Here is a 24120-nt window from a genome sequence, read left to right as displayed (position 1 = left end):
GCCGGAAATGTAATTCAGTGTGTGGATCGCAGGTTATATTTGTTTTTCGGAAAATACAGCGATACATCGGCATGTGAACATTTCGAAATGGAATGATATGCATATACCTCGACGCTTTCTGCCACCCTTGTCTTGGCTGTCGGCATTTGAATCGGTAGCCAGGCTTGGGTCAGTCACGGACGCTGCTGCGGAACTTGATTTGACACAAGGCGCGGTCAGTCGGCAAATCCAGAAGCTGGAGCAGCAGTTGCAGGTCTCATTGTTTGTCCGCGAAAGGCGTCGCCTTGCGGTAACACCGGCGGGGCGAGCCTATGCAACGGAAGTTCAAAAGTCCCTGACCAACCTTGCCAATGCGACTGTGGCGCTCAAATCCAATCCGGAGGGTGGTGTACTGGAGCTCGCGATTTTGCCTGCGTTTGGTACGCATTGGCTGGCACCGCGGCTTCCTGCGTTTCTATCCCGCAATCCCGGTGTCACGATCAATCTGGCCACGCGTACCGTCCCATTTGAGTTTGCCTTGGAAAAATTTCATGCCGCAATTCATTTTGGGCAAGATGATTGGTTCGGCACAGGATCTCTGAAGCTCATGGAAGAAGAGGTGGTGCCTGTGGCGTCGCCGCTGGTGTGCGAAGGGCGTCTGACATTGGACAAGCTCAAGAACTTGCCATTGTTGCAGCTGGAAACGCGATCCGGGGCTTGGTCTCAGTGGTTCGAGCAGCAGGGTTCCGGACAACCCCAGACGAGTGGCATTGAATTCGACCAGTTCGCAACAATGCTCAAGGCAACCGTTTTTGGCACTGGCGCTGCCTTGATGCCACGGTATCTGGTTGAAGCAGAGCTTGCGGAAGGAACCTTGGTCACGGATGAAACCGCACAGCGCACGTCGATGGGGGCCTACTATCTTGTATGGCCCGAAGCACTGGCGGACCATCCACCGGTGGCGGCGTTTCGTAGGTGGATCGCTGCGGAGGTTTCGGAACAGCGCTAGGCTGACGACATTCTTCGCTCGTGAGCTGCCGTGCTGACAAGGTCGGCAATTTGCCTGAAACGTTGTTTTAGCGGACTGGACTTGCGCCATATCATGCCCACGCTTCGAAATGGCTGAGGTGTGCCAAAGTGGTCAATCGCCACATGAGCGGAACGCGTTTCAACGCGGACAGCCATATCGGGGATCAGGGTGACCCCAATTCCGGCGCTGACCATCTGCACCAAGGTGGACAGAGAGCTGCCATCCAGGTTTTCGCGTGGCAACGCAGATTGGATATTGCAAAACGCAAGCGCCTGATCGCGAAAGCAGTGCCCCTCTTCGAGCAACAATAGCCGCATTTCCCGGAGTTTTTCCGGGCTAGGCACTGGCTTGCCCGTCTCGCTTTCAGGTCGAACCAGAACAAAGCTCTCGCGAAACAATTCGATTTCTTCAAAGGCCGGATCTGAAACCGGGAGGGCCAGTATGGCTGTATCCAAACGGCCTGCGGCCAGTTCTTGCAGCAACTTTGAGGTCTGCGTTTCACGGACATGAATTTCCAACAATGGATATGAATGAGACAGGTGTCCGATCACAGTTGGCAGAAGATAGGGCGCAATCGTTGGGATCACTCCAAGACGCAAACGCCCCGAAAAGTCCTCGCGTGATGCGCGCGCGAGATCGCCCAAATCATCCACGCCACGCAGGATTGAATCCGCCCGCTCTGCAAACACCTCTCCGAACCCGGTCAGGCGCACGTGGCGGGCGGAGCGTTCAAATAGCCGCACACCCAGTGTTTCTTCCAGTTCTTTGATTTGTACGGACATGGCGGGTTGGGACACGGCGCAGGCCTCGGCGGCGCGGCCAAAGTGCGCGTGAAGGGACAGAGCCTGAAAGTACCGCAGCTGACGGAGGGTGAGATTTACCATAAAGAAAAGTTATCAATACAATGAGAAAATGCAACTTCTAATAATTCTAAACTAGCCCTAGCTTCAGACTTAGCGATGTCGACACGGGAGGCGTGGATCTGTTGGTCTGCGACGGCTTTTTCAAGGCGCGCTCATTGGATCGATAGCAAATCAGAATTAACGGAGAGCAAAATGGACGGAAATGATATTGGTAAATGCCCAGTGATGCACGGCGCCGCAAGGGTGAACGTGCGGTCGAACCGTGATTGGTGGCCAAACCAGCTGAACCTGAGAATTCTACACCAGAATTCGAACCTTTCTGATCCGATGGGTGAGGGGTTTGACTATGCCGAGGAGTTCAAGAAACTTGATCTGGCTGCCCTCAAAAAAGACCTGACAGCGCTGATGACAGACAGTCAGGATTGGTGGCCTGCGGACTATGGCCATTATGGCGGGCTGTTTATCCGCATGGCCTGGCATAGCGCGGGAACCTATCGAACTGCCGATGGTCGCGGTGGCGGTTCAACCGGCACACAGCGGTTCGCGCCGCTCAACAGTTGGCCGGACAATGGCAATCTTGATAAAGCGCGCCGTCTTCTGTGGCCCATCAAGAAGAAATACGGCAACCAGATTTCCTGGGCGGACCTGATGATCCTTGCCGGGAACGTCGCCATCGAGTCCATGGGCGGCACGACTTTTGGCTTTGCCGGAGGACGGGCTGATGTCTGGGAGCCGGAGGAAGACATCTACTGGGGCGCCGAAGGTGAATGGCTGGCGACCAGCGACAAGGAGAACAGCCGGTACTCTGGAGATCGTGAACTGGACAACCCGTTGGCAGCGGTTCAGATGGGCCTGATTTACGTGAACCCAGAAGGGCCGGACGGCAACCCCGATCCGGTATTGTCCGGTAATGATGTGATCGACACCTTTGGCCGGATGGCGATGGACCCGGCAGAGACCGTGGCGCTGGTTGCAGGTGGCCATACCTTTGGCAAGGCCCATGGCGCGGGCAACCCTGATTTGGTGGGGCCTGAGCCGGAAGCCGCCGCAATGGAAGACATGGGGCTGGGCTGGATCAACGCACATGGGTCTGGCAAGGGCGGAGATACGACGACCTCGGGCATTGAGGGCGCGTGGAAGCCGAATCCGACCCAGTGGGACCACGGTTATTTCGAAGTGTTGTTTGGCTATGAGTGGGAGCTTGTGAAAAGCCCCGCAGGCGCCAATCAGTGGGTCGCAAAAGATGTGGCGCCGGAACACATGGTGGTGGATGCGCATGACCCATCGAAGAAGCACGCGCCGATGATGACGACCGCGGACCTGTCGCTGCGCATGCACCCGACGCTCGAGCCGATTTCGCGTCACTTCCTCGAGAACCCGGACGCGTTCCAGGATGCCTTTGCGCGGGCCTGGTTCAAGCTGACGCACCGCGATATGGGGCCACGATCGCTGTATCTGGGTGACGAAGTGCCAGCGGAAGAGCTGATTTGGCAGGACAATGTGCCCGCCGTGGATCATGCACTTGTCGGGGATGCAGAAGTTTCTGAGCTAAAGGACAAGATTGCCGGCTCGGAACTAACAGTCTCGGAAATGGTGTCGACAGCATGGGCCTCGGCTTCGACGTTCCGTGGGTCTGACAAACGTGGCGGTGCCAATGGCGCGCGCATTCGTCTGGCGCCACAGAAGGATTGGGAGGTCAACCATCCCGCACAGCTCGCACGTGTTCTGGAAGTGCTGCGGGGCATTCAGGCGGACTTCAACGGCAAATCTGGCGACACGAAGGTGTCGATGGCGGACTTGATCGTTCTGGCTGGTGGCGTGGGCGTCGAAAAGGCGGCTGAGAACGCAGGACACAGCGTCTTGGTTCCGTTCGCTCCGGGCCGGACAGATGCGACTCAGGAACAGACGGATGAAGAGAGCTTTGCCGTTCTTGAGCCGGTGGCTGACGGGTTCAGAAACTACCAGAAGGGGTCTTTTTCTGCCTCTCCCGAAGAGTTGCTGGTGGACCGTGCACAGCTGATGAACCTGACGGCGCCCGAGATGACGGTTCTGGTTGGCGGCCTGCGTATGATGGGGGCAAACCATGATGGGTCCAGCCACGGTGTCCTGACAGAGAAAGAAGAAACTCTTTCGACTGATTTCTTTGTAAATCTGACCGACATGTCCGTGGCGTGGTCTCCGACGTCGGAGGATGCGGTTGCGTTCGAGGGGCGGGATCGCAGTTCCGGTGCTGCCAAATGGACGGCAACGCGCGTGGATTTGGTTTTTGGAGCCAACTCACAGCTGCGCGCATTGGCTGAGGTCTATGCGCAGGATGATGCGGGTGGCAAGTTCGTTCAGGACTTTGTCTCGGCCTGGACCAAGGTGATGAATGCGGATCGGTTTGATCTGACCTGACCCAGCGCTGCCAAGGAAAAGGCCCGGGACGTCAAAGCGCGCCCCGGGCCTGTTTTGTTTCCTTTTGTGTCTTAGGAAACGGTTACCCCCTCAGGCTTTTTGCCGAGGATAATCATACTGAGAAGGTCGTCATCGGTGACATCCTTGACATCCACAGTGCCGACCAACTGGCCGTTTTTCATCACGCTGGCACGATCACACAGCTCCATCACATCGTGGATGTCATGGCTGATGAGGAAGATGCCGATACCTTCGGATTTCAGCTGCTGGATCAGTTCCGAAACCATCTGGGTCTCGTGTGGACCCAGCGCGGCGGTAGGTTCATCCATGATCAGGATCTTGGCGTTGAAATAGACCGCACGGGCGATGGCGACCGATTGGCGTTGACCGCCTGACAGCGCCGATACCGGATCGTTGAACTTTTGAAAGTTCGGGTTCAGGCGCCCCATGATCTTGCGGCACTCTGCCTCCATGGCGTCGTCGTCGACAAAACCTGCGGCGGTGACAAGTTCACGACCCAGAAACAGGTTCGAGGCTGCATCGAGGTTATCGGCCAGTGCCAGCGTCTGGTAAATCGTCTCGATATTGTATTTGCGGGCGTCGCGTGGATTGTTGATATCAGCCTTTTGGCCATTGACATAAATCTCGCCGCCATCGGCGGCATAGGCCCCCGACAGGATCTTGATCAGGGTCGATTTTCCGGCGCCGTTGTGGCCGAGTAGCCCCACAACTTCGCCGGGGTAGAGGTCGACCGAGACGTGATCCACAGCTTTGATCCCGCCAAAGGAGATATGGATGTCGCGCATGTCGACGAGAGGGGTTTGAGCGTTCATGTGTCTGATCCTCTCTTAAGCGCCAGTGCGGCGGCGATAGACGATGTCGATATAGACGGCGAGCACAAGCACCATGCCGACGACAACGGATTGCAGCGGCGCGTCGACGCCAACCATGGCCATGCCTGACTGAAGTGACTGCATGATTAGGGCCCCAATGACGGCGCCATAAATCGTCCCTGCACCACCTGACAGTGCAGTCCCGCCAATCACGGCCGCTGCAATGACACGAAGCTCGTCGAGCGTTCCAAGGTCATTGCCGACAGCTCCCAGTCGGGCGGATGCGATGACCGAGGCAATTGCGGTAAGCCCTCCCATCAGGGCAAATATCTTTACGGTCAGCAGGCGTGTGTTGATGCCGGAAAGCTCTGCCGCTTCGGGGTTGCCTCCGGTGGCATAGACGTATCGTCCAAAACGGGTACGGCGAGATACGATGGTCATGACGATGGCAACTGCCAGCAGGATCACCACGGGAATAGCGATGCCGTGATACATCGTGAAGTCCTCTGGGACGTCCCAGCCACGCGCCTTGGCAATCCGTGCGGCGGCCCGGTCCGGAACCTTGTAAGAGTTCATCAGCCAGGCAAAGCCGACGGTGAGCGCGACGACAAGCCCCATCAGGGTGCCTTCGGCCCAAATCGGTTTGACCTGAATACCATGGCGTTCCTTGGTGCGACGGCTGATCAGCATGACCGCCACAGCCGCAAGGGCCGCGATTACGCCGAGGACCCAGCTGAGGGTCTCTCCCAGCGTGCCTTCGGCCCCACCGCCGAGAAGTTTGTAGGTGGGGTCAAGCGGGGCGACGGTCTGGCCTGAGGTCACCCACCAGGCCGCACCGCGATAGACGAGAAAACCGCCAAGCGTGACGATGAAAGCCGGGACAGTCAGGTAGCCAATGATCCAGCCCTGAAAGGCGCCGATGGCGACACCGGCGCTGATGCCGATGAAAACCGTGATGATCCAGATGGACCAGTGTCCGAGGCCGACAATGTCGGGAAGGATGTTCAGTTGCAGAGTGCCCATGATCATGCCGAGAAGGCCAAGCAGGGACCCGACTGAGAGGTCGATGTGGCGGGTCACGATTACAAACACCATGCCCGTGGCCATCACCGCAACCGAAGCGGTTTGTACAGACAGGTTGAACAGGTTCCGGGGTGTCAGAAACCGCCCGTCCGTCGCAAAGTGAAACATGAGCCAAATAAAGACCAGAGCGCCAATCATGCCTAAGAGGCGGACGTCCAGTCCCAGACTGGTCAAAAAATGTCTTGCAGGTTTTTGCATATCCTCGCCTCCCAATCGTGGCGTTATGTGTGCGCAAGACTGAGCGCGCCCGAGTCGCAATGACCCTCGCAGTCAACCATAGTGCATTTTCAGGGAAAAGGGTGGGGGTGTCCCTCCGGGCGCGCCGGAGGGACAGGGTATGTTACTTGCAGAGGTCGATCGTAGCGCCTGCGCAAAGTGCTTCTTTGGTGATCCACTTGGCGTCCACAACGACATTCAGATTGTCCTGAGTGATCGGAACCGGCGCCAGAAAGCGGGCATTCATCTTGGTGCCGCCGGGCGATGTCCAGATGTGTGACGAGTCGATCTGCGACAGGTTTTTACCTTCGGCCATCTGAACAGCGATTTTCGCAGCCGCGCTACCCAGATCACGGGCGTCTTTCCAGACAGACACGGTTTGCGTGCCAAGCGCAACACGGTTCAGAGCGGCATGATCGCCGTCCTGACCGGAAACCGGAATACCTTCCATGCCCTGCGCAGTCAGTGCCGCAACAACACCCCCGGCCGTACCGTCGTTGGAGGCCACAACAGCGTCAACTTTGTTGTCGTTCGCCGTCAGAATTTGCTCCATGTTGCGCTGTGCGTTTGCGGGGACCCAGCCGTCTGTATAGGCTTCGCCTACGATTGTGATGTCACCTTTATCGATGGCTTTTTGCAGGACTTCCTGCTGGCCGCCACGCAGGAAGTCTGCGTTCGGATCAGTTGGCGAGCCTTTGATCATGACATAGTTGCCTTTGGGCATCGCATCCAGCACAGCCCGAGCCTGCATGCGGCCGACTTCGACATTGTCAAAGGTCAGGTAAAAGGCGCGGCTGTCTTCGATCAGACGATCATATGCGACCACTCCGATGCCTTCGTCTGTGGCAGCCTGTACCGCGGGGCCGACTGCGGACGCGTCCTGGGCCAGAATGATCAAGGCATCGGCGCCTTGGGCAATCAGGCTTTCAATGTCTGAAAGCTGCTTGGCCGAAGAGCTTTGTGCATCAGCGGAGATATACTTTGCCCCGGCTGCGTCCAATGCGGCCTTCATTGCGGCCTCATCGGTTTTCCAGCGTTCCTCTTGGAAATTCGACCAACTGACGCCGATGATCATGTCGTCGGCAATAGCGGCTGTGCCAATGACTGCGCCAGCCAACAGAGTCGCCACCTTGGAAACTAGTTTCATTTTATTCCTCCCAAATTCGGTGCCCGGAATCACGAGGTTTCTCGCCAGGGCTGGGTACATGTTAGTCAATTAAATTTGTAAATCAAATTAAATCAGCTAAGCTCGAAAAACTTGCTCCTGTTCAGCATTGTTCAAAGGCGTTAGAAATAGATCGGCGAGCGGGTGTTGATGAAAAAGCGAATGCAACAAAGAAAACGGTAAATGTCTGTTCAGCAACGGGAAATCGGGCGCAGAGCGCTCCTGGAAGAAATTCGGAGCAGTGGTCGGATACCGCGTATCGACCTGTCTGTTAAAACTGGAATCAGCCGGGCAACAGTCACCACGATAACCGCCGACCTTTTGCGCGAGGGCTTGATTGAAGAGGTCAGCGACGACTCACCCAACAAGGATGCACGCCGTGGGCGCCCGCGTGTGGACCTTCAGATTCGCGGGGCTGCGCACCTGATTGTCGGTGCCAAAATCTCCAACAGATCCTTGTCGATGGTTTTGCTTGATTTCAGCGGTGCCCAGATTGCGGATCTCGAATTCGAGCTCGAGAAATCGGTCTTTAGCGCCCCGGATTTGTCACATGTATTGGCTAAGGCCACGGACCAATTGGCCCAGGAAGCCGGGTATCATTTAGGCGACATTTCGGGGCTGGGTGTCGGCATTGCAGGGATTGTTGATGCCCCTCGGGGATTTGTTCACTGGTCACCCTCATTGGACGCTCGCAATGTCGAGTTTAGTGACGTGTTGCACGCGGAACTTGGTGTTCCGGTGTTTGTCGACAACGATGCGAACCTTGTTGCTGTGGCTGAAAAGTACTTTGGGCTGGGCAAGACACATTCTGATTTCATCGTTGTCACGATTGAAAGCGGCGTGGGTATGGGCATCGTGATCGGCGATGAGATCTACCGTGGAACTCGGGGATGCGGGGCGGAGTTCGGCCATACCAAGGTGCATTTGGATGGGGCGATGTGCCGGTGCGGGCAGCGCGGATGTCTGGAAGCTTATGTTGCAGATTATGCGCTCCTGCGCGAAGCGACGTTTGCTGGTGGCGAGAACGTCGAAGGCGACGTCGAGGAATTGCTGAGCGCGGCTCGGGACGGCGACACAATGGCGCGTAGTATCGTGGAGCGGGCTGGTCGAATGTTCGCGATGGGATTGGCCAATATCGTCAACATCTTTGATCCGGAACTCATCATCCTCTCTGGTGAACAAATGCGTTTCGACCATCTCTACGCCGAGGAAGTCATTCAGGCGATGCGACGCTCTATCGTGCAAGTGGACAAGGCGCCGCCAGAGGTGAAAATTCACAAATGGGGCGACAGCATGTGGGCAATGGGCGCGGCAGCCTATGCGCTGGACATGATCGCTGAACAAGCTGCGATTGGGTCTCAACCCCATGCGGAGTGAGATGTTATTGGCCTTGATGCTTTGGCCAGTCTCTTTGTCGGCGGGGCCAGTTTTTGAACGTGTCGATGCTCCAAATCATATCTACGCTGGTGGGTGGGAACACTTTGTTGGTGGCGGCGTTGCCGTTTTTGATTGTGACGGGGATCATCTGCCGGAATTGTTTGTTGCTGGCGGAACAAATCCAGCACGTTTGTTACGGAACCGAACGGACGAGGCTGGTACGCTGGCGTTTTCCGAGAATACGCCCGAGACCCTTGCCCTGAAGGGGGTCACAGGCGCGTATCCAGTGGACCTTGATGGCGACGGTATCCTGGATCTTGTGACGCTGCGTGTGGGGGAAAATGCGATTTTTCGCGGGGGCGCGGATTGTACTTTTGAGAGTTGGAGACTTCCCGGGCTTGTTCAAACGGATGCGTGGACCACGGCATTTTCGGCCACTTGGGAGGCCGGGCGTGATTGGCCGACTTTGGCGTTTGGGAATTACGTTGATCGAACGGATCCGGATGGCCCCTTTGAGGCCTGTGACAGCAACGTTCTGTTTCGCCATGACGGTCAAAGGTATGGTGCGACCAGCTTGGAGCCGGGATTTTGCCCGCTGTCGGCCTTGTTCAGTGATTGGGATCGCGATGGTCGCGCGGACCTGCGCCTGAGCAATGATCGCCACTACTATGTTCGGGGGGGCGCCGAACAAATGTGGGTCATGGGTTCAGAACCAAGACTACTTAGCGAGGACGATGGTTGGATCGACCATGAACTCTGGGGGATGGGCATTGCCTCGCGTGACTTGGATTTTGATGGGCTGCCCGAGGTGTTTCTGACTTCAATGGGAGATCAGCGGTTGCAAAGGCTCGTGTCACGTGACGTTCCACGTTGGGAGGACGTTCCATATGAAATGGGCACGACAGCGCATCGACCACATGTGGGAGGGGACGGGCGACCTTCGACCGGGTGGCATGTTGCCTTTGGCGATGTGCAAAACGACGGCCTGGATGATGTGTTTATCGCCAAAGGCAATGTTGATCAGATGCCGGGTAGTGCCATGGACGATCCGAATTCGTTGTTGATCCAGGAAATAGAAGGCAAATTTGTTGAAATGGCAGAGGGCGCGGGTATTGCCACAATGGACAGGTCCCGAGGAGCAGCGATGGTTGATCTGGACATGGACGGGCTATTGGACCTCGTCGTTGTGAACCGCCGCGCGCCTTTGGAGGTCTATCGCAATGCAACCTCTGAGGCCGGAAATTGGCTTTCCATCGAACTGCGACAGGATTTGCCAAACACACGTGCCGTCGGTGGATTTTTGGAAATCGACACGGGCGACAAGGTTTTTGTCAGAGAGATCACAGTTGGCGGCGGGCATGCCGGCGGCAGCGCTGGTCCTGAGCATTTTGGTTTAGGATCTGTCGAGACGGTGCGCTTACGCGTTGTTTGGCCAGATGGAATTGCTTCGGACTGGATTCAGGTACCGGCTAACCAAAACCTGACCGCATCTCGCGATGGTTCACACGTGATTGTCCGTGCCTATTGATCCACCGTCAAACCACTTGGGACAGTTTGGGGGATGCCCAGACGACCATTTAGCGCCTCCCTGTCCTCCAGCGTTGTGAGAAAGGCGATGAGGTCGGCAATTTGCCGGTTCGACAACTCGGTTGGCGCCAGCTCATTTGCCCCGGCTATTGCCGCGAGTTCTTTGAGGTTCGCATAGAGGCGGAAATCGTCCGGAAATCGGTCCCCTGGCAATATTGCTTGTTCGGCGTCATAGCGCATCAGGGATTTGACCGGGTCGGAATGGTGCCAGATAACGGCTTCAAGTGTGGCGTAGCTTCCTGCATGACCATAGGGCCCTGTGCGTGTGATGTTGCGCAACGAAGGTGTGCGGAATTTGTACGCGTCCTCGGGGTTTCCCGTGACACGCATGCGACCGGTATCCCGGCTATGGCTCTCGAACCGCGCGGATTTGCCTGGGCCGATCTGAGGCATCGCGATCGCGTGGAAACCGTGGTCGGTCTGGAACAACCCCGAATGACAAGATGCACAGCCTGCCGAGCCGTAAAAGAGATCCATGCCGCGCATGGCAGGTTCCGGCAATGGGGTGCCATCGCGCAAATACCTGTCAAAGACGCTGTTGTCCGCACGCCACTCGAAAGCGATGAAACTCGCAATGACATTGGCAATATCAGTAAAGGCAACAGGCGTGCCCTTGCCAATTACAGGATTAAACATTGCGCGATAGGTGGGGATTGCTTCGACCCTTTTGGCGAGAAGATCCCAAGCACCCCCTTCTCCGGTCAAAACGCCCTGGCGAACGGCTTGCGCCACCTCATTTTCCGAGTAATGGCCTGCCATTTCGTCTCCGGAAAGGACGGGGAACATCGCCTGTGCGGCCAGTGCCGAAGCAAATCCCTGCTCCATTTCTCGTCCCAGGGGGGTGCGAATACCGCCTGGGCGAGAGCTGTCTGCTTCCAAGCGTCCATCGTGAAAGAACACCGTAAACTCGCGCGCGCCCAAGTTAAACAACGCGGGCGCATTTCGGGGAATTCGTTTTTCTGGCGGATTCTCGGGGTTGTGCTGACGGTTGGGACCGAGGCCCATTCCACCATCACCAAGACCAAGGGAGACGCCGTCAGAGGTCGCGAAGCGCGGATGGTGACAGGTTGCACAGGACACGGTTTTTGAGCCACTCAGGATTGGGTCGTAGAACAGCAACTGACCCAGCAACACTTCTTCCATGACTGGGGCTGGAAACTCGGCGCCTGGCAAAGGCAAAGGCCCGGCTGTCGCAATCGACGCAAACAATCCCATTGCCACCAGTGCGCTTCGGATCATGGCGACGTACCTCCAGAAACATGGACCGACAACACTTGGCGATAAGGTGTGTCAGGTGTCACAATCGTATCACCAAACCCTGACGTATTGATCGCGTTGGGCAGTTTTTGCGGTTCCAGGCACAATCCAGAAAACGGACCGTGATTTTGGTTTCTTATTGGTGGATGGCTCTGTTCAAGCTGAGATGCTGAATAGAATTGCAGACCCGGCTGGTCCGTGTGCAGCTCAAGACCCATGCCGTTTGGTGCCCTGAGTTGTGCAGCGGGTTCGCCATATAGTACAAAGTTCACGTCATGACCGGACCCATCTGCATCCGTATGGCTCAGGGTCCGAAGTTCTCTAAAATCAAAGCGCGTTCCATCGACGTCCTTGATTTCTCCAGTCGGGATCATCTCGTCGTCGCTGGGGGTGTATTGTTGGGCGGCAATCTTGAGCGCGTGAGATCGCACATCTCCGTTGCCCAAAAGGTTGTAGTAGTTGTGTTGGGCGAGGTTAATTGGGGTCGGACGATCAACGATCGCCGTCATATCGTATGTCAGGATATGGGCGCTGAGCGAGATTCTTACGCAGAAATCTACCTTACCCGGAAACCCCTGATCGCCATCCGGTGAGGTCAGGCGCAGTTCGACCGATGAGAGATCTCCTTCCATGCTCCAGATGCGCGAACTGATGCCCTTGGGCCCACCGTGTAGAGTGTGCGGCCCTTCGTTTGCCTGCAACTTGTAGGTCGTATCGCCCAGCCTAAACCGTGATCCGGCAACGCGGTTGGCAACCCTGCCAACAATCGCCCCAAGATAGGCGGGGTTATGTCGGTAGTCGTTTGGATTGGCATAGCCCAAGACCACAGGAACAAGCTTGCCTTCCAAGGGCACCCGCCAATCCTGCGTGATGCAGCCAAGGTTCAGGATAGAGACGCTGACGTCTCCATCCCGCAGTACGTGTTTTCGGATTTTGTGGTCTTGAACGATGGTGTTGTCCCTGCCTCTAAACAAATCGATTGACGTAGTTTTCGAGAACTTCCTGACGACCGGATTTTGGCTGAGGGTTTATTTTGCCCGAGATTACATCAGCAAAGATCGTATCAAAATCGCTGGCGAGCATAGATTTGGCTTCGGTAGTTTCCCAAGCTGCGTAGCGCGCTTGCAATTCAGCCTCAAGGCCTCCGTCCTCGAGCATGGCCGCCGCCGCTTTTAAGCCACGGGCACAAATATCCATGCCGCCGACGTGTGCTGCGATCAAGTCTTCAGCGTCCAGCGACTGTCTGCGCAGTTTTGCGTCAAAATTGGTCCCGCCGGTACCCAGGCCGCCCGCCTTGAGAATGTGGTAGTAACTCAAGGCCACTTCGGGAACGTTGTTGGGGAACTGATCCGTATCCCAGCCGGATTGGTAGTCATTTCGGTTCATATCAATGGACCCAAACACACCCAGCGCTGCAGCTGTTGCGATTTCGTGTTCAAACGAGTGGCCTGCCAAAATGGCATGCCCCTGCTCGAGGTTGAGCTTTACTTCGTTTTCCAAGCCATATTTTTGCAGGAAGCCGAAACATGTTGCCGCGTCAAAGTCATATTGGTGCTTTGAAGGTTCCTGGGGTTTCGGCTCAACCAGAATGGTGCCTTTGAACCCAATCTTATGTTTGTAATCGACCACCATGTTGAGAAAGCGCCCCATGTGGTCCAATTCGCGCCCCATGTCTGTGTTGAGAAGCGTCTCATACCCTTCGCGTCCGCCCCAGAGGACGTAGTTCTCACCGTTCAACCGATGGGTCGCATCCATGCAGGTTTTCACTGTCGCTGCGGAATACGCAAAGACATCCGGGTCAGGGTTGGTTGACGCACCCGACATCCAGCGACGGTGCGAAAACATGTTTGCCGTCCCCCACAAGAGCCTGACTTTGCGTGAAGCCATTTTTTCTTCAAAGTACTCGATGATTTCTTCGAAATTGCGCAGGCTTTCTGCAAAGCTGTCCCCTTCGGGTCGCACATCCGCATCGTGCCAACAGAAATAGGGCTGGCCCAGAACATCAAACATCTCGAAAGCCGCGTCTGCCTTGAGCTTTGCGGTTTCCATGCGGTTCTGCGGATGCCAAGGCCGGACCAAAGTTTGGCCGCCAAAGGGATCTCCGCCTTCCCACGCGAAAGAGTGCCAATAGGCAATTGCAAACCGCAGATGATCTTCCAACCGCTTCCCCAAGACCATTTCATTTGGGTTGTAATGCCGAAAAGCAAGGGGATTGCTGCTGCTGGGTCCCTCATATGCGATTGGGGCAATGTCGCGGAAGAACGTGGTCATGATGTCAGGGCCTTTATGCCAGGGTACAGGGTTTTGAAGGAGGCATAGGCCTCTTCGTATGCGTCATTAAGATCAGCGCGTGGATCGATGGTTTGGGCGATCGAAGGTTTTGTCATCACGGTTTCAGGTAGGGCACCAGTGTGTCCGCAAATCGCCAAGCGGGCCGCACCAAGTGCCGCGCCAAAATCGCCCTTTTCGGGCAAGTGAAGCGGCATGCCCAGGACCGTCGCAATCAGTTCAACCCAATACAGGGACCGCGCCCCTCCACCTATTGCAATCGCGCTTTCAAGCTCAGCGCCCGTTGAGCGCAGGGCGTCAAGGTTGTCTCGGAAAGCAAATGCAACGCCTTCCAAAACAGCTTGGGTCATTTCCTGGTGGCCCATAGAGACGTCTATGCCCAGCAAGGCCCCGCGAATTGCGCTGTCATTGTGAGGCGTCCTTTCTCCCGATACGTAAGGGAGGAATTGAGCCTTTCCTGGCCCGTGGATTCTGGGCCCGAGGTTTCCTGTTAAGGCGTCAGGTTTTTCACCAAGATTGCGAGATAACCAATTGAGGCTGTCTGTCGCCGCCAGGATCACGCCCATCTGGTACCACTTATCGGGGATGGCGTGGCAAAACGTGTGCACGGCACTTTCGGGTTTCGGAGCAAATTTGTCACGCGCTGCCAACAACACCCCAGATGTGCCAAGCGACACAAACCCATCGCCTTCGTTCAGGGCACCGATCCCACAAGCCGCAGCAGCGTTGTCCCCCCCGCCGGCAACGATCAAGACCTCGTGCCGAAAACCGAACTCTTCGGCCAGGGCAGGGCGCAGCGCCCCCACGAGCGCGGACCCTTCCAACAAAGCTGGCATTTGATCCGGGTGCATGCCGCCAGCCTTTAGCAAATCGTTTGACCAGGTGCGTCTGCCAACGTCCAACCAAGACGTGCCGGCGCTGTCGGACATATCGGAGACATAGTGGCCAGACAGCCAAAACGTCAGGTAATCCTTGGGCAGCAAGACCTTTGCAACTTGCGAGAAAATCGATGGTTCGTTGTTACTGACCCAACAGAGTTTCGGTGCAGTAAAGCCAGGAAAGACAATGTTGCCGCTGGCTTGCCGAACACCAGAATGGGCATCCAGACCAGCAGCCTCTGAAGCGCTGCGGGTGTCGTTCCAAAGGATTGAGGGCCGCAGAACGGTGCCGTTTTTGTCCAGCAGAGTAGCCCCGTGCATCTGACCCGCGGTGGCAATCGCCTTGAGATCCTGCATGGCAGCAGGAGACTGTTCGAGCAAAGCCTGAATGACCGTTGTGCACGCGTTTACCCAGTTGGCCGGGTCCTGCTCGCTCCAACCTGGGTGTGGTCGTTCCGTGGGGTAGGGCGCTTCTGCTTCGGCGATGATGCCCTGGTCTTCGGTGACAAGGATCCCTCGCATGCCGGATGTGCCGAGATCCAATCCAAGATACAAATCTTCGCCTCCCAAAAAACATTTCTCATTTAATTCTAAAGTCAAATTAAATGAGAAATCAAGCGTCTCTTTCCCAAATGCGAGGAGGGGTAGGAAACCCGGCGATGAAAGGCGTCTATTTCAAGTCTTTGGCCAATGTCGCTGGCTGAGGTTGCCTCCAGTTCCTTTCACGCGAAAAAGCGTCAAATATTTAGAGTGATTGTCCAACCGAAATCGTCGGAGCAAGCACGTCTCGGGTGCGTGGGCCGTCCATACCGCGAAGAATGATCTCGGCTGATCTCTGCCCGATCTCAAAACGATGCGCGTCCGTCGTCGCCAATCGTTGCGGAAGTCCGCGTAACATTGGCAGATTGTTGAACCCGGCAATTGCAAGATCGTTGGGGACCGACATCCCATTGGCAAGGCAATGCATGTAGCCGCCAACGGACATGACGTCGCTAGAATAGTAGATGCAGTCAATATTGGGCGACCTGGCAAGCATTCTTTCCGTCAAGTCTCTGCCCGTTTCCATTGAGGACTGGCCGGCATAAAGCTCACTGTCGGCCAAGTGCAGCCCCGCCTGTTGCAAGGCTTTTGTAAAGCCATCCAGCCTTTTACCCGCACGATAGTCTTGGGGCATCTTGGTGCCAATGAAGCCTATTTGCCGGTAACCCCGAGACAAGACCGCCTGTGCCATTTCCTGCCCCGCAGCGACATGCGAGATGCCAACGCAATGGGCGATGGCGTCCCCGTCAACGTCCATGACCTCGACCACAGGGCAATCCGCCGCCGCGAGCAGGGCGCAGGCAGCTTCGGTATGCTCCAATCCAGCCACAACAAGCCCGGAAGGGCGCCAGCTTAGCATTTCTCGGATAACGTCTTCTTCTTCATCCAGATCATAGCCCGTTACACCAATGACAGGCTTCAGAGGGCTTTCATCGAGCCCGCTTGAGAGCCCTGAAAGAACCTCGGGAAAAACGAAGCTGCTTAAGGATGGCACGACAACGCCCACCAGATTTACAGATTGAGACGCCAGTGCTCCTGCAATTCGGTTGGGAACGTATCCAATCTTGGCGGCGATTCCTTTGACTTTGTCGCGAGTTTCCTTGGACACATCCGGTGCATCCCTGAGCGCACGGCTTGCCGTCATCTCGCTAACTCCAGCGAGTTGCGCAACATCCTTTAAAACAAGTCTTTTTGCCATGGTGCAACAGTTGGACAGATTTTGACCTTCTGCAAGGGGAAACGCTCAGTCATCGACTTTGAAATTGGCCGTTGATTTTTGCTGCACGATATGTATGGTAGCGCTAACGGTAACGCCACCGGTTTCGCTAACGGAGCGAAGAGATTTGGAGGACGCGATGACGACGAAGATTGGAATAAACGGATTTGGCCGGATTGGCCGTGGTGTGTTGCGGGCGTTGATTGAGCGCGGCGAAAAAGATTTGCAGGTTGTTGCCATCAACGATCTCTCCAGCCCTGAAACCTTGGCGCATCTTCTGGAGTTTGACAGCGTACATGGTCGGCTGAAAGCTGACATTCACGTTGACGGAAGTCATCTTGTCGTCAATGGGCAAAGCATCCGGCTGACATCCCTTCGAAACCCAGAAGAGCTGCCGTGGAGCGACGTGGATGTTGCTTATGAATGCACCGGGTTGTTCACCCAGCGCGCAGATGCAGAACGCCATCTTGCGAACGGCTCAAAGCGGGTGTTGATCTCGGCGCCGGGTGTGGGCGTGGATCGTACGGTTGTTTTTGGTGTCAATCATCATGACCTGACGGCCGATGACGTGATTGTTTCGAATGCCTCCTGTACCACCAATTGCCTGGCTCCTGTGGCGATGATCCTGGACCGCGAATTTGGAATCAAAACCGGGTACATGACAACTGTGCACTCGTTTACCGGCGATCAGCCAAGCCATGACAGCAGCCACCGTGATCTCTATCGTGCGCGGGCTGCCTCGGTGTCGATGGTTCCCACGTCAACGGGAGCCGCGCGCGCGATCTCTTTGGTTCTACCGCGTCTTGAAGGCAAGCTCGAAGGCTCAGCAATTCGTGTTCCGACGCCCAATGTTTCTTTGGTTGACCTTAGCTTTGTTCCGGAAAAACCGGCAACGCGTGAAGAGATCAACGAAGCATTGCGCGCTGCGTCCACCAAGGAACTTGCCGGGATTTTGGCCTATGAAGATCGCCCCTTGGTGTCGATTGACTTCAATCACGATGCGCACTCTTCGGTGTTCGCCGCCGCCCAGACCAGTGTGACACGAGACGGCCTGGTGCGGCTCGTCAGTTGGTATGACAACGAGTGGGGGTTCTCAAACAGAATGATTGATACCGGCCGGAAAATCGCTGAGCGGATGAAGGCCGATGCTGACCTTCGGCTCGCGAGCTGACACATGGTTTCACGCGTTATTCCCGTTGCGCCCTTTGATCTGGTTGTGTTTGGCGCAACGGGAGATTTGGCGCGGCGCAAGATTATTCCGGGGCTTTTCCATCGCTTTGTTGTTGGGCAGATGCCCAAGGATGCCCGGCTCATTGGGGTTGCTCGTCGTGAGATGCAATCCAGTGAGTTTCGCGACTTTATCCGCGACAGCCTTTTGGAATTTGCACTGCGCGCGCCCGATGACAAAGAGCAACTGGATGCGTTTTTAGATGTCGTGACTTATGTCTGCGTTGACGCGGCAGGTGACACAGGGTGGACCGAGCTGCAGGCCAAGCTTCGCGATGATGCTGTCCGTGCCTTCTATTTATCAGTTGCGCCCGCCTTGTTTGGCGAAATTGCAGACCGCTTGAGCGCATATGGCATGGCGACGCCGCTGAGCCGGATTGTGGTTGAGAAACCGTTTGGGAAAGACCTGGAAACGGCGCAGGCCTTGAACCAAACACTTCGACGCAACTTTGCTGAAGAACAGATTTATCGGATCGACCACTATCTTGGCAAAGAGACCGTGCAGAACCTGATGGCACTGCGGTTTGCCAATTCACTGTGGGAACCTCTCTGGAACGCGACCCACATTGATCACGTGCAGATCACTGTTTCCGAAAGCCTTGGGGTCGAGGGGCGCGGAGAGTACTATGACCAGTCAGGTGCGATGCGGGATATGGTGCAAAACCACCTGATGCAATTGTTGTGCTTAACCGCAATGGAGCCGCCGTCGGACTACAACCCGGATGCGGTGCGCAATGAGAAGGTCAAGGTTATCAGCGCTTTGAAGCCGGCTCTGCCCGAAGACATCGTGCGGGGCCAGTACCGGGAAACCCCCGGCAACAAAGACAGCTACCGAGATCACGCCAAGGACCCTCATAGTCGCACCGAGAGTTTTGTCGCAATGAAAGTCAACGTTGGGAACTGGCGTTGGAGTGGAACGCCTTTTTACCTCAGAACGGGCAAGAAACTACGGGCCAGAAGCTCGGAAATTGCAGTCGTGTTCCGAGACCCACCGCATATGATTTTTCCAAAAATGGAAGGTCGGCGGGGAAATGCATTGATCATCCGTTTACAGCCGGACGAGGGGATTACGCTGCGAACGACAATCAAAGAGCCCGGGCCAGGTGGGCTGCGCCTTGCAGAAGTGACTTTGGATATGACCTTTGCAGATGCTCTTGCGGGCGGCGGCGATACACAGGATGCTTACGAACGGCTTATCATGGACGTCATTCGGGGCGATCAAACCCTGTTCATGCGCGGTGACGAAGTCGAAGCAGCGTGGAATTGGGTCGATCCCATCAATGCAGCCTGGGAGGCGTCGTCGAGAGAGCCTGAAAAATATGACGCGGGTGGATCTGGCCCAGAAGATGCACTTATGCTTTTGCATCGAGAAGGCCGCCGGTGGCGAGAAATTGGCTGAACGATACGGCCTGAAAACAATGCTGAATAGGACGTGAACCTATGACACTTAACTCCGTTGTTGCGCGCGTTACAGATCGGATCATCGAGCGTAGCGCGCCGTCCCGAGAGGCGTATTTGGATCGGATGCGATCCGCAAAATCCAAAGGGCCCACGCGAGGGCATTTGTCCTGCAGCGGGCAGGCGCATGCCTATGCAGCTGCCGGGCAGGATCAATCAAGGTTGGCCGAGGGGACCAGTGGACATCTTGGCATCGTCACGGCCTACAATGACATGCTTTCTGCGCATCAACCTTATGAAAACTACCCTGGTATCATTCGCAATGCGGCCAGATTGGCAGGGGGATCTGCCCAGGTGGCAGGGGGCGTCCCTGCCATGTGCGATGGCGTGACCCAAGGCGAGGCTGGAATGGAGCTCAGCCTGTTTTCGCGTGATGTCATCGCGATGGCCACGGCTGTTGCGCTCAGCCACAACACGTTTGATGCCGCGTTGTTTCTCGGTGTCTGTGATAAGATCGTACCTGGACTGGTCATTGGCGCGCAAACCTTCGGGCATTTGCCGGCCTTGTTTGTCCCGGCTGGGCCGATGGCGAGCGGTCTTGGAAACGAAGACAAGGCGCGTGTGCGTCGACAATACGCACGCGGCGAAGTTGGGCGCGAGGAGCTTATGGCCGCTGAAATGTCAGCCTACCATGGCCCAGGTACCTGCACATTCTACGGCACCGCCAACACCAACCAGATGCTGATGGAGTTCATGGGGCTGCATTTGCCCGGAGCAAGTTTTGTGCCTCCGGATAGTGATCTCCGGGTCGCGATGACCCAAGAGGCGGCACGGCGTGCCCTCAGCCTGTCTGCATTGGGTGATGCCTATCTACCGGTTTGTGATGTTCTGGACGAGAAGGCCTTTGTGAATGGCATCGTAGGACTGAACGCAACCGGTGGGTCAACCAACCTTCTCATTCATCTGATTGCGATGGCCCGCGCCGGTGGCATTGTTCTGGACTGGCAGGACTTTTCTGACCTGTCCGATGTAACCCCGCTATTGGCGCGGGTTTATCCAAACGGGCTTGCCGACGTGAACATGTTCCATGCGGCGGGTGGTTTGGGCTTTTTGATCGCACAGTTGCTCGATGCGGGACTGCTGCACTCGGACACCCGAACTGTGGCCGGACAAGGCCTCGAAGCCTACACACGAGGTCCAGTTTGCGAGCAAGGCGCACTCACTTGGGGCGACCGCATTACTGAGAGCTTGAATCCGGCTATTCTGCGGAACTCCGAGAAACCGTTTCAACACACCGGCGGCTTGAAGCGCCTGCAAGGCGCGCTTGGTGATGCCGTGATAAAAATCTCCGCCGTCGATGAGAAACACCGGTTGATCGAGGCACCCGTGCGGGTGTTTGATGACCAAAACCAAGTAAAGGAAGCCTTTAAAGCGGGCGAGTTTACTGGTGATGTTATCGTCGTGGTCCGCTTCCAAGGACCACAAGCCAATGGAATGCCCGAGTTGCATAGCCTGACCCCGATTTTGTCAATTCTTCAGGGGCGCGGACAAAAAGTTGCGCTTGTGACTGACGGGCGTATGTCCGGAGCATCGGGCAAGGTGCCTGCGGCGATCCACGTTTGCCCTGAGGCGGCTGACGGCGGCGTAATAGCCCGGTTGCAGGACGGAGATGTGTTGCGCCTTGACGCAGAGGCGGGGCGATTGGATGTCTTGACAGAGGGCGTTGAAGGCCGCTTGGCCGCTGTCGATACCCGTGCAAAGAGCGCTGCCGGCTGTGGTCGAGAGTTGTTTGAGTTGTTTCGTCAAAATACGGGGCCGGCCAACACCGGTGCCTCAGTTTTCTAAGGGAGAAGGCCATGTCAATCACACCGCAAGTCGCAAGTCGCCAAGCCAGAGAGCTTTGCCAGCTTGCCCCGATTGTTCCTGTCCTTGTCATTGAAGACGCCGCTTCGGCTGAACCCCTTGCCGAAGCCTTGGTTTCTGGCGGTTTGCCGGTTCTGGAGGTTACGCTGCGGACACCTGCCGCGTTGGAAAGTATCCGCGCAATGGCCCGTGTACAGGGGGGGCATGTTGGGGCTGGCACGCTGGTTACGCCGGATGATGTCCGCGCTGCGAAAGAGGCGGGTGCTGCATTTGGTGTTTCGCCCGGAGCGACAGAAGCGCTGTTGCAGGCGTGTGAGGATGAAGGTCTGCCGCTCCTTGCCGGTGCCGCAACTGCAAGCGAAGCGATGAGATTGTTGGAGCGTGGCTACGATATGCTCAAGTTCTTTCCGGCCGAAGCATCCGGAGGCGTTCCGGCGCTTGCGGCAATTGGCGCACCCTTGCCGCAGATCAGTTTCTGCCCAACAGGTGGTGTTAGCCCGGCAAATGCTAAAGACTACCTGTCTTTGCCAAATGTGGTTTGTGCAGGTGGAAGCTGGGTTGCGCCGAAAGAGATGGTCCGGCAGGGTCGGTGGTATGAGATTGAAAGACTGGCCAGCGAGGCCGCGTTGTTGGGAAAATAGATAGATGACCGATGTTTGGGATCTGCTTGCGGCAAACCACTTTGCCGCTGAAGAGCGCCGTATCCTTTCTCTATTTGATGAACCGGATAGGTTTTCGGCATTTTCTGCCGAGGTAGATGGTATTCTGCTCGACTACTCAAAGACCAATATTGACGCCTCTGCGCGGGCGTTGTTGATCGACTTGGCACGCCAGTCAAGCGTTGAAGACCGACGCGACGACATGTTCTCAGGCTGCAAAATAAACGCGACCGAAGGGCGCGCGGTGCTGCACACGGCGCTCCGGGCCAATGACGAACAGGACCTTGTCGTCGACGGAGAGGATGTGCGGCCTGGTGTTGCTTCAACCCTTGAGCGCATGCGGGTTTTCTGTCAGGGCGTCCGTGGTGGCACCATTCGGACGCCTGCGGGCAAGGAATTCACCGACATTGTCAATATCGGGATTGGCGGGTCGGATCTTGGTCCCGCCATGGCGACTCTCGCACTGACACCGTACCATGACGGTCCACGCTGCCACTTTGTGTCCAACGTTGATGGTGCGCATGTCCATGATGTGCTCAAAAATCTTGACCCGACGACGACCATGATCTTGGTCGCATCAAAAACCTTCACGACCATCGAGACCATGACCAACGCTCGTAGTGCGATCATGTGGCTAAAGGCTGGGGTGGGGGCACAGACAACCGGTCACTTGGCCGCAATTTCCAGCGCCGTTGATCGTACCTCGGCAATGGGCATTGACCCGGATCGGGTATTCGGGTTCGAGGATTGGGTCGGAGGGCGCTATTCGCTTTGGGGACCAATCGGGTTGAGCATCATGCTGGCGATTGGACCGCAAGCTTTTGGCCAATTTCTAGCCGGTGCAAATGCCATGGACCGTCACTTTCAATCGACAGAACTCGGTCAAAACTTGCCCGTGCTTTTGGCATTGGTAGGCATTTGGCATCGCAATATCTGCGGTTATGGTTCGCGTGCAGTATTGCCTTATGATCAGCGGCTTAGCAGATTTCCAGCCTATCTCCAACAGCTGGATATGGAAAGCAATGGCAAACGGGTGACACTTCAGGGAGAACAGGTTGAGCGTCCCACAGGCCCCATTGTTTGGGGTGAACCTGGAACCAACGGGCAGCACGCGTTTTATCAATTGCTTCACCAGGGCACCGACATCATTCCGACCGAGTTTTTGATCGCGGCTGAGGGCCATGAAATAGACTTGCGAGAGCATCATGAGTTGCTCAAGTCGAACTGCTTGGCGCAGTCCGAGGCTTTGATGGTCGGGCGCAGTCAGGAACAGGCGCTGAAGATTTCCGCGAAGCTGGGGTTTACCGAAGAAGCGCTTCACAATCAGGCCGCGCATCGCACCTTCCCCGGTAATCGCCCCTCAGTGACCATAGCTTATCAAAAACTAACGCCCTTCAATCTGGGCGCGCTGATAGCTCTTTATGAGCATAGGGTGTTTGTGGAAGGCGTTGTTTGGGGGATCAACTCTTTCGACCAGTGGGGTGTTGAGTTGGGCAAAGAACTGGCGAATACGCTGTTGCCAATGGTGCGCCGAGGTCATGCTGACGACAAGGATTCATCCACCCAAGGGTTGGTTGCGTTTTTGAAATCCTGAGCGCAGGCCCCAAGGCTAAGTGACGAGATGGCGAGATGCGAACCTTTGGATATCGCTGTCGTGCGGCCTTAGACCAGTAAAAACCTCAACGTAGTCAGGCATGCGTCCAATTCTTGTTTGTGCGTCTTCTTTGACGTGCATCGAGAAGTATCCGATTTGCGTGTAGATCATGGTCATTGCGCGCACGTGGGATTGCCGGGCGTCGAACCCGTGACGGAGAAACATATCCCTCAGTGCACGGCAACGCTCGTCATCGGCCGCGTTCAACCTTTCTTGGAGGGCCATGTCGTTTCGCGCCCAATTGCGAATGGCCAATTCCAGTGGCGCGTCAAACAATGCGTTGTCCAACCAGCAATCAAACAGGTTGAACACAGATTCGACGATGCCTTCGGCATAGGCGGCGCTGCGTGCCACGAGATTGCCGGTGTTCTTTTCTTCCCAGCGGTGAACCATTGCTTCCAGCAGAGCGTCACGATCTTTGAAGTACCAATAAAACCCAGTTCGGGACACGCCCAGCTTTTTGGCCAGGGGCATAACCTTCACAGCCTCGACGCCATTTTCGGTCAGGATCTCATAGGCCGCTTCCAGCCAGGCGGTTTCAGGAACTTTTGGTTTTTGCGCGACTTCCATGGGGTGGGGTTAACATGCAAAGGGGAGGTGTACAAGAAA

At 56.1% G+C, this 24120-nt stretch carries 19 protein-coding genes; 9 read left to right on the top strand and 10 right to left on the bottom strand.

What is annotated here, in order from left to right:
• Positions 1 to 127 precede the first annotated feature (127 nt).
• Positions 128 to 988: a LysR family transcriptional regulator gene (locus EK369_RS11495; RefSeq protein WP_306461212.1), complete on the top strand. Its 861-nt coding sequence runs from the start codon at positions 128 to 130 to the stop codon at positions 986 to 988.
• On the opposite strand, the gene EK369_RS11490 is transcribed toward EK369_RS11495, so the two are convergent.
• The gene (locus tag EK369_RS11490) at positions 985 to 1893 is read right to left on the bottom strand and encodes a LysR substrate-binding domain-containing protein (protein ID WP_127114380.1); all 909 of its coding nucleotides are present in this window, start codon (positions 1891 to 1893) and stop codon (positions 985 to 987) included. The genes EK369_RS11495 and EK369_RS11490 overlap by 4 nt on opposite strands.
• Positions 1894 to 2064: 171 nt before the next feature.
• Here EK369_RS11490 and katG point away from each other — a divergent pair, with 171 nt between their 5' ends.
• Complete coding sequence (katG, locus tag EK369_RS11485) at positions 2065 to 4269, top strand: catalase/peroxidase HPI (protein WP_127114379.1); 2205 nt, start codon at positions 2065 to 2067, stop codon at positions 4267 to 4269.
• Between the two features lie 71 nt (positions 4270 to 4340).
• Here the strand turns inward: katG and EK369_RS11480 are convergent, their stop codons facing one another.
• The 3 genes from EK369_RS11480 to xylF all read right to left on the bottom strand — a co-directional run bounded on the left by EK369_RS11480 (position 4341) and on the right by xylF (position 7548).
• Positions 4341 to 5102 carry an ATP-binding cassette domain-containing protein gene (locus tag EK369_RS11480; RefSeq protein ID WP_127114378.1) on the bottom strand — a complete coding sequence of 254 codons (762 nt, stop codon included), beginning with the start codon at positions 5100 to 5102 and terminating at the stop codon, positions 4341 to 4343.
• Between the two features lie 15 nt (positions 5103 to 5117).
• Complete coding sequence (locus tag EK369_RS11475; protein WP_235871409.1) at positions 5118 to 6323, bottom strand: sugar ABC transporter permease; 1206 nt, start codon at positions 6321 to 6323, stop codon at positions 5118 to 5120.
• Between the two features lie 202 nt (positions 6324 to 6525).
• Positions 6526 to 7548 (bottom strand): D-xylose ABC transporter substrate-binding protein, encoded by a 1023-nt coding sequence (xylF, locus tag EK369_RS11470; RefSeq protein WP_127114376.1) that lies wholly within the window; start codon positions 7546 to 7548, stop codon positions 6526 to 6528.
• A 201-nt stretch (positions 7549 to 7749) separates the two neighbouring features.
• On the opposite strand from xylF, the gene EK369_RS11465 reads away from it, so the two are divergent.
• Together EK369_RS11465 and EK369_RS11460 are read left to right on the top strand one after the other, a co-directional pair.
• Entirely contained in the window at positions 7750 to 8943 is a 1194-nt protein-coding gene (locus EK369_RS11465) for an ROK family transcriptional regulator (RefSeq protein ID WP_127114375.1), read from the top strand.
• A 16-nt stretch (positions 8944 to 8959) separates the two neighbouring features.
• Entirely contained in the window at positions 8960 to 10471 is a 1512-nt protein-coding gene (locus EK369_RS11460; RefSeq protein ID WP_235871408.1) for a CRTAC1 family protein, read from the top strand.
• Here the strand turns inward: EK369_RS11460 and EK369_RS11455 are convergent.
• The 5 genes from EK369_RS11455 to EK369_RS11435 all read right to left on the bottom strand — a co-directional run bounded on the left by EK369_RS11455 (position 10465) and on the right by EK369_RS11435 (position 16692).
• On the bottom strand, positions 10465 to 11769 hold the full coding sequence (locus EK369_RS11455; RefSeq protein ID WP_127114373.1) for a cytochrome-c peroxidase: 1305 nt from the start codon (positions 11767 to 11769) through the stop codon (positions 10465 to 10467). The genes EK369_RS11460 and EK369_RS11455 overlap by 7 nt on opposite strands.
• Positions 11766 to 12761: an aldose epimerase family protein gene (locus EK369_RS11450; RefSeq protein ID WP_164726969.1), complete on the bottom strand. Its 996-nt coding sequence runs from the start codon at positions 12759 to 12761 to the stop codon at positions 11766 to 11768. The genes EK369_RS11455 and EK369_RS11450 overlap by 4 nt, the downstream gene beginning before the upstream one ends.
• Complete coding sequence (gene xylA / locus EK369_RS11445; protein WP_164726968.1) at positions 12754 to 14058, bottom strand: xylose isomerase; 1305 nt, start codon at positions 14056 to 14058, stop codon at positions 12754 to 12756. The genes EK369_RS11450 and xylA overlap by 8 nt, the downstream gene beginning before the upstream one ends.
• The gene (xylB, locus tag EK369_RS11440) at positions 14055 to 15509 is read right to left on the bottom strand and encodes a xylulokinase (protein ID WP_127114370.1); all 1455 of its coding nucleotides are present in this window, start codon (positions 15507 to 15509) and stop codon (positions 14055 to 14057) included. The genes xylA and xylB overlap by 4 nt, the downstream gene beginning before the upstream one ends.
• A 190-nt stretch (positions 15510 to 15699) precedes the next feature.
• A complete protein-coding gene (locus EK369_RS11435) occupies positions 15700 to 16692 on the bottom strand; it encodes a LacI family DNA-binding transcriptional regulator (RefSeq protein ID WP_127114369.1) in 993 nt (330 codons plus the stop codon).
• Positions 16693 to 16849: 157 nt separating this feature from the next.
• On the opposite strand from EK369_RS11435, the gene gap reads away from it, so the two are divergent.
• From gap to pgi, 5 genes are read left to right on the top strand one after another with little or no spacing between them, the layout of a single operon-like run.
• Positions 16850 to 17881 carry a type I glyceraldehyde-3-phosphate dehydrogenase gene (gene gap / locus EK369_RS11430; protein WP_127114368.1) on the top strand — a complete coding sequence of 344 codons (1032 nt, stop codon included), beginning with the start codon at positions 16850 to 16852 and terminating at the stop codon, positions 17879 to 17881.
• A gap of 3 nt (positions 17882 to 17884) precedes the next feature.
• Entirely contained in the window at positions 17885 to 19336 is a 1452-nt protein-coding gene (gene zwf, locus EK369_RS11425) for a glucose-6-phosphate dehydrogenase (RefSeq protein WP_127114367.1), read from the top strand.
• A 41-nt stretch (positions 19337 to 19377) separates the two neighbouring features.
• Positions 19378 to 21180 (top strand): phosphogluconate dehydratase, encoded by a 1803-nt coding sequence (edd, locus tag EK369_RS11420; protein ID WP_127114366.1) that lies wholly within the window; start codon positions 19378 to 19380, stop codon positions 21178 to 21180.
• An 11-nt stretch (positions 21181 to 21191) separates the two neighbouring features.
• Positions 21192 to 21839, top strand: a complete 648-nt coding sequence (eda, locus tag EK369_RS11415; protein WP_127114365.1) for a bifunctional 4-hydroxy-2-oxoglutarate aldolase/2-dehydro-3-deoxy-phosphogluconate aldolase — start codon at positions 21192 to 21194, stop codon at positions 21837 to 21839.
• Positions 21840 to 21843: 4 nt separating this feature from the next.
• Positions 21844 to 23451, top strand: coding sequence for a glucose-6-phosphate isomerase (pgi, locus tag EK369_RS11410; protein WP_127114364.1), 1608 nt, complete (start codon positions 21844 to 21846; stop codon positions 23449 to 23451).
• 15 nt (positions 23452 to 23466) lie between these two features.
• On the opposite strand, the gene EK369_RS11405 is transcribed toward pgi, so the two are convergent.
• Entirely contained in the window at positions 23467 to 24081 is a 615-nt protein-coding gene (locus tag EK369_RS11405; RefSeq protein WP_127114363.1) for a TetR/AcrR family transcriptional regulator, read from the bottom strand.
• Positions 24082 to 24120: the final 39 nt, after the last annotated feature.

Source organism: Shimia sediminis (assembly GCF_003990645.1).
Taxonomy (GTDB): Bacteria; Pseudomonadota; Alphaproteobacteria; order Rhodobacterales; family Rhodobacteraceae; genus Shimia; species Shimia sediminis.
The sequence above is the reverse complement of the archived record's forward strand: the minus strand, read 5'-3'. Positions and strand labels throughout refer to the sequence as shown.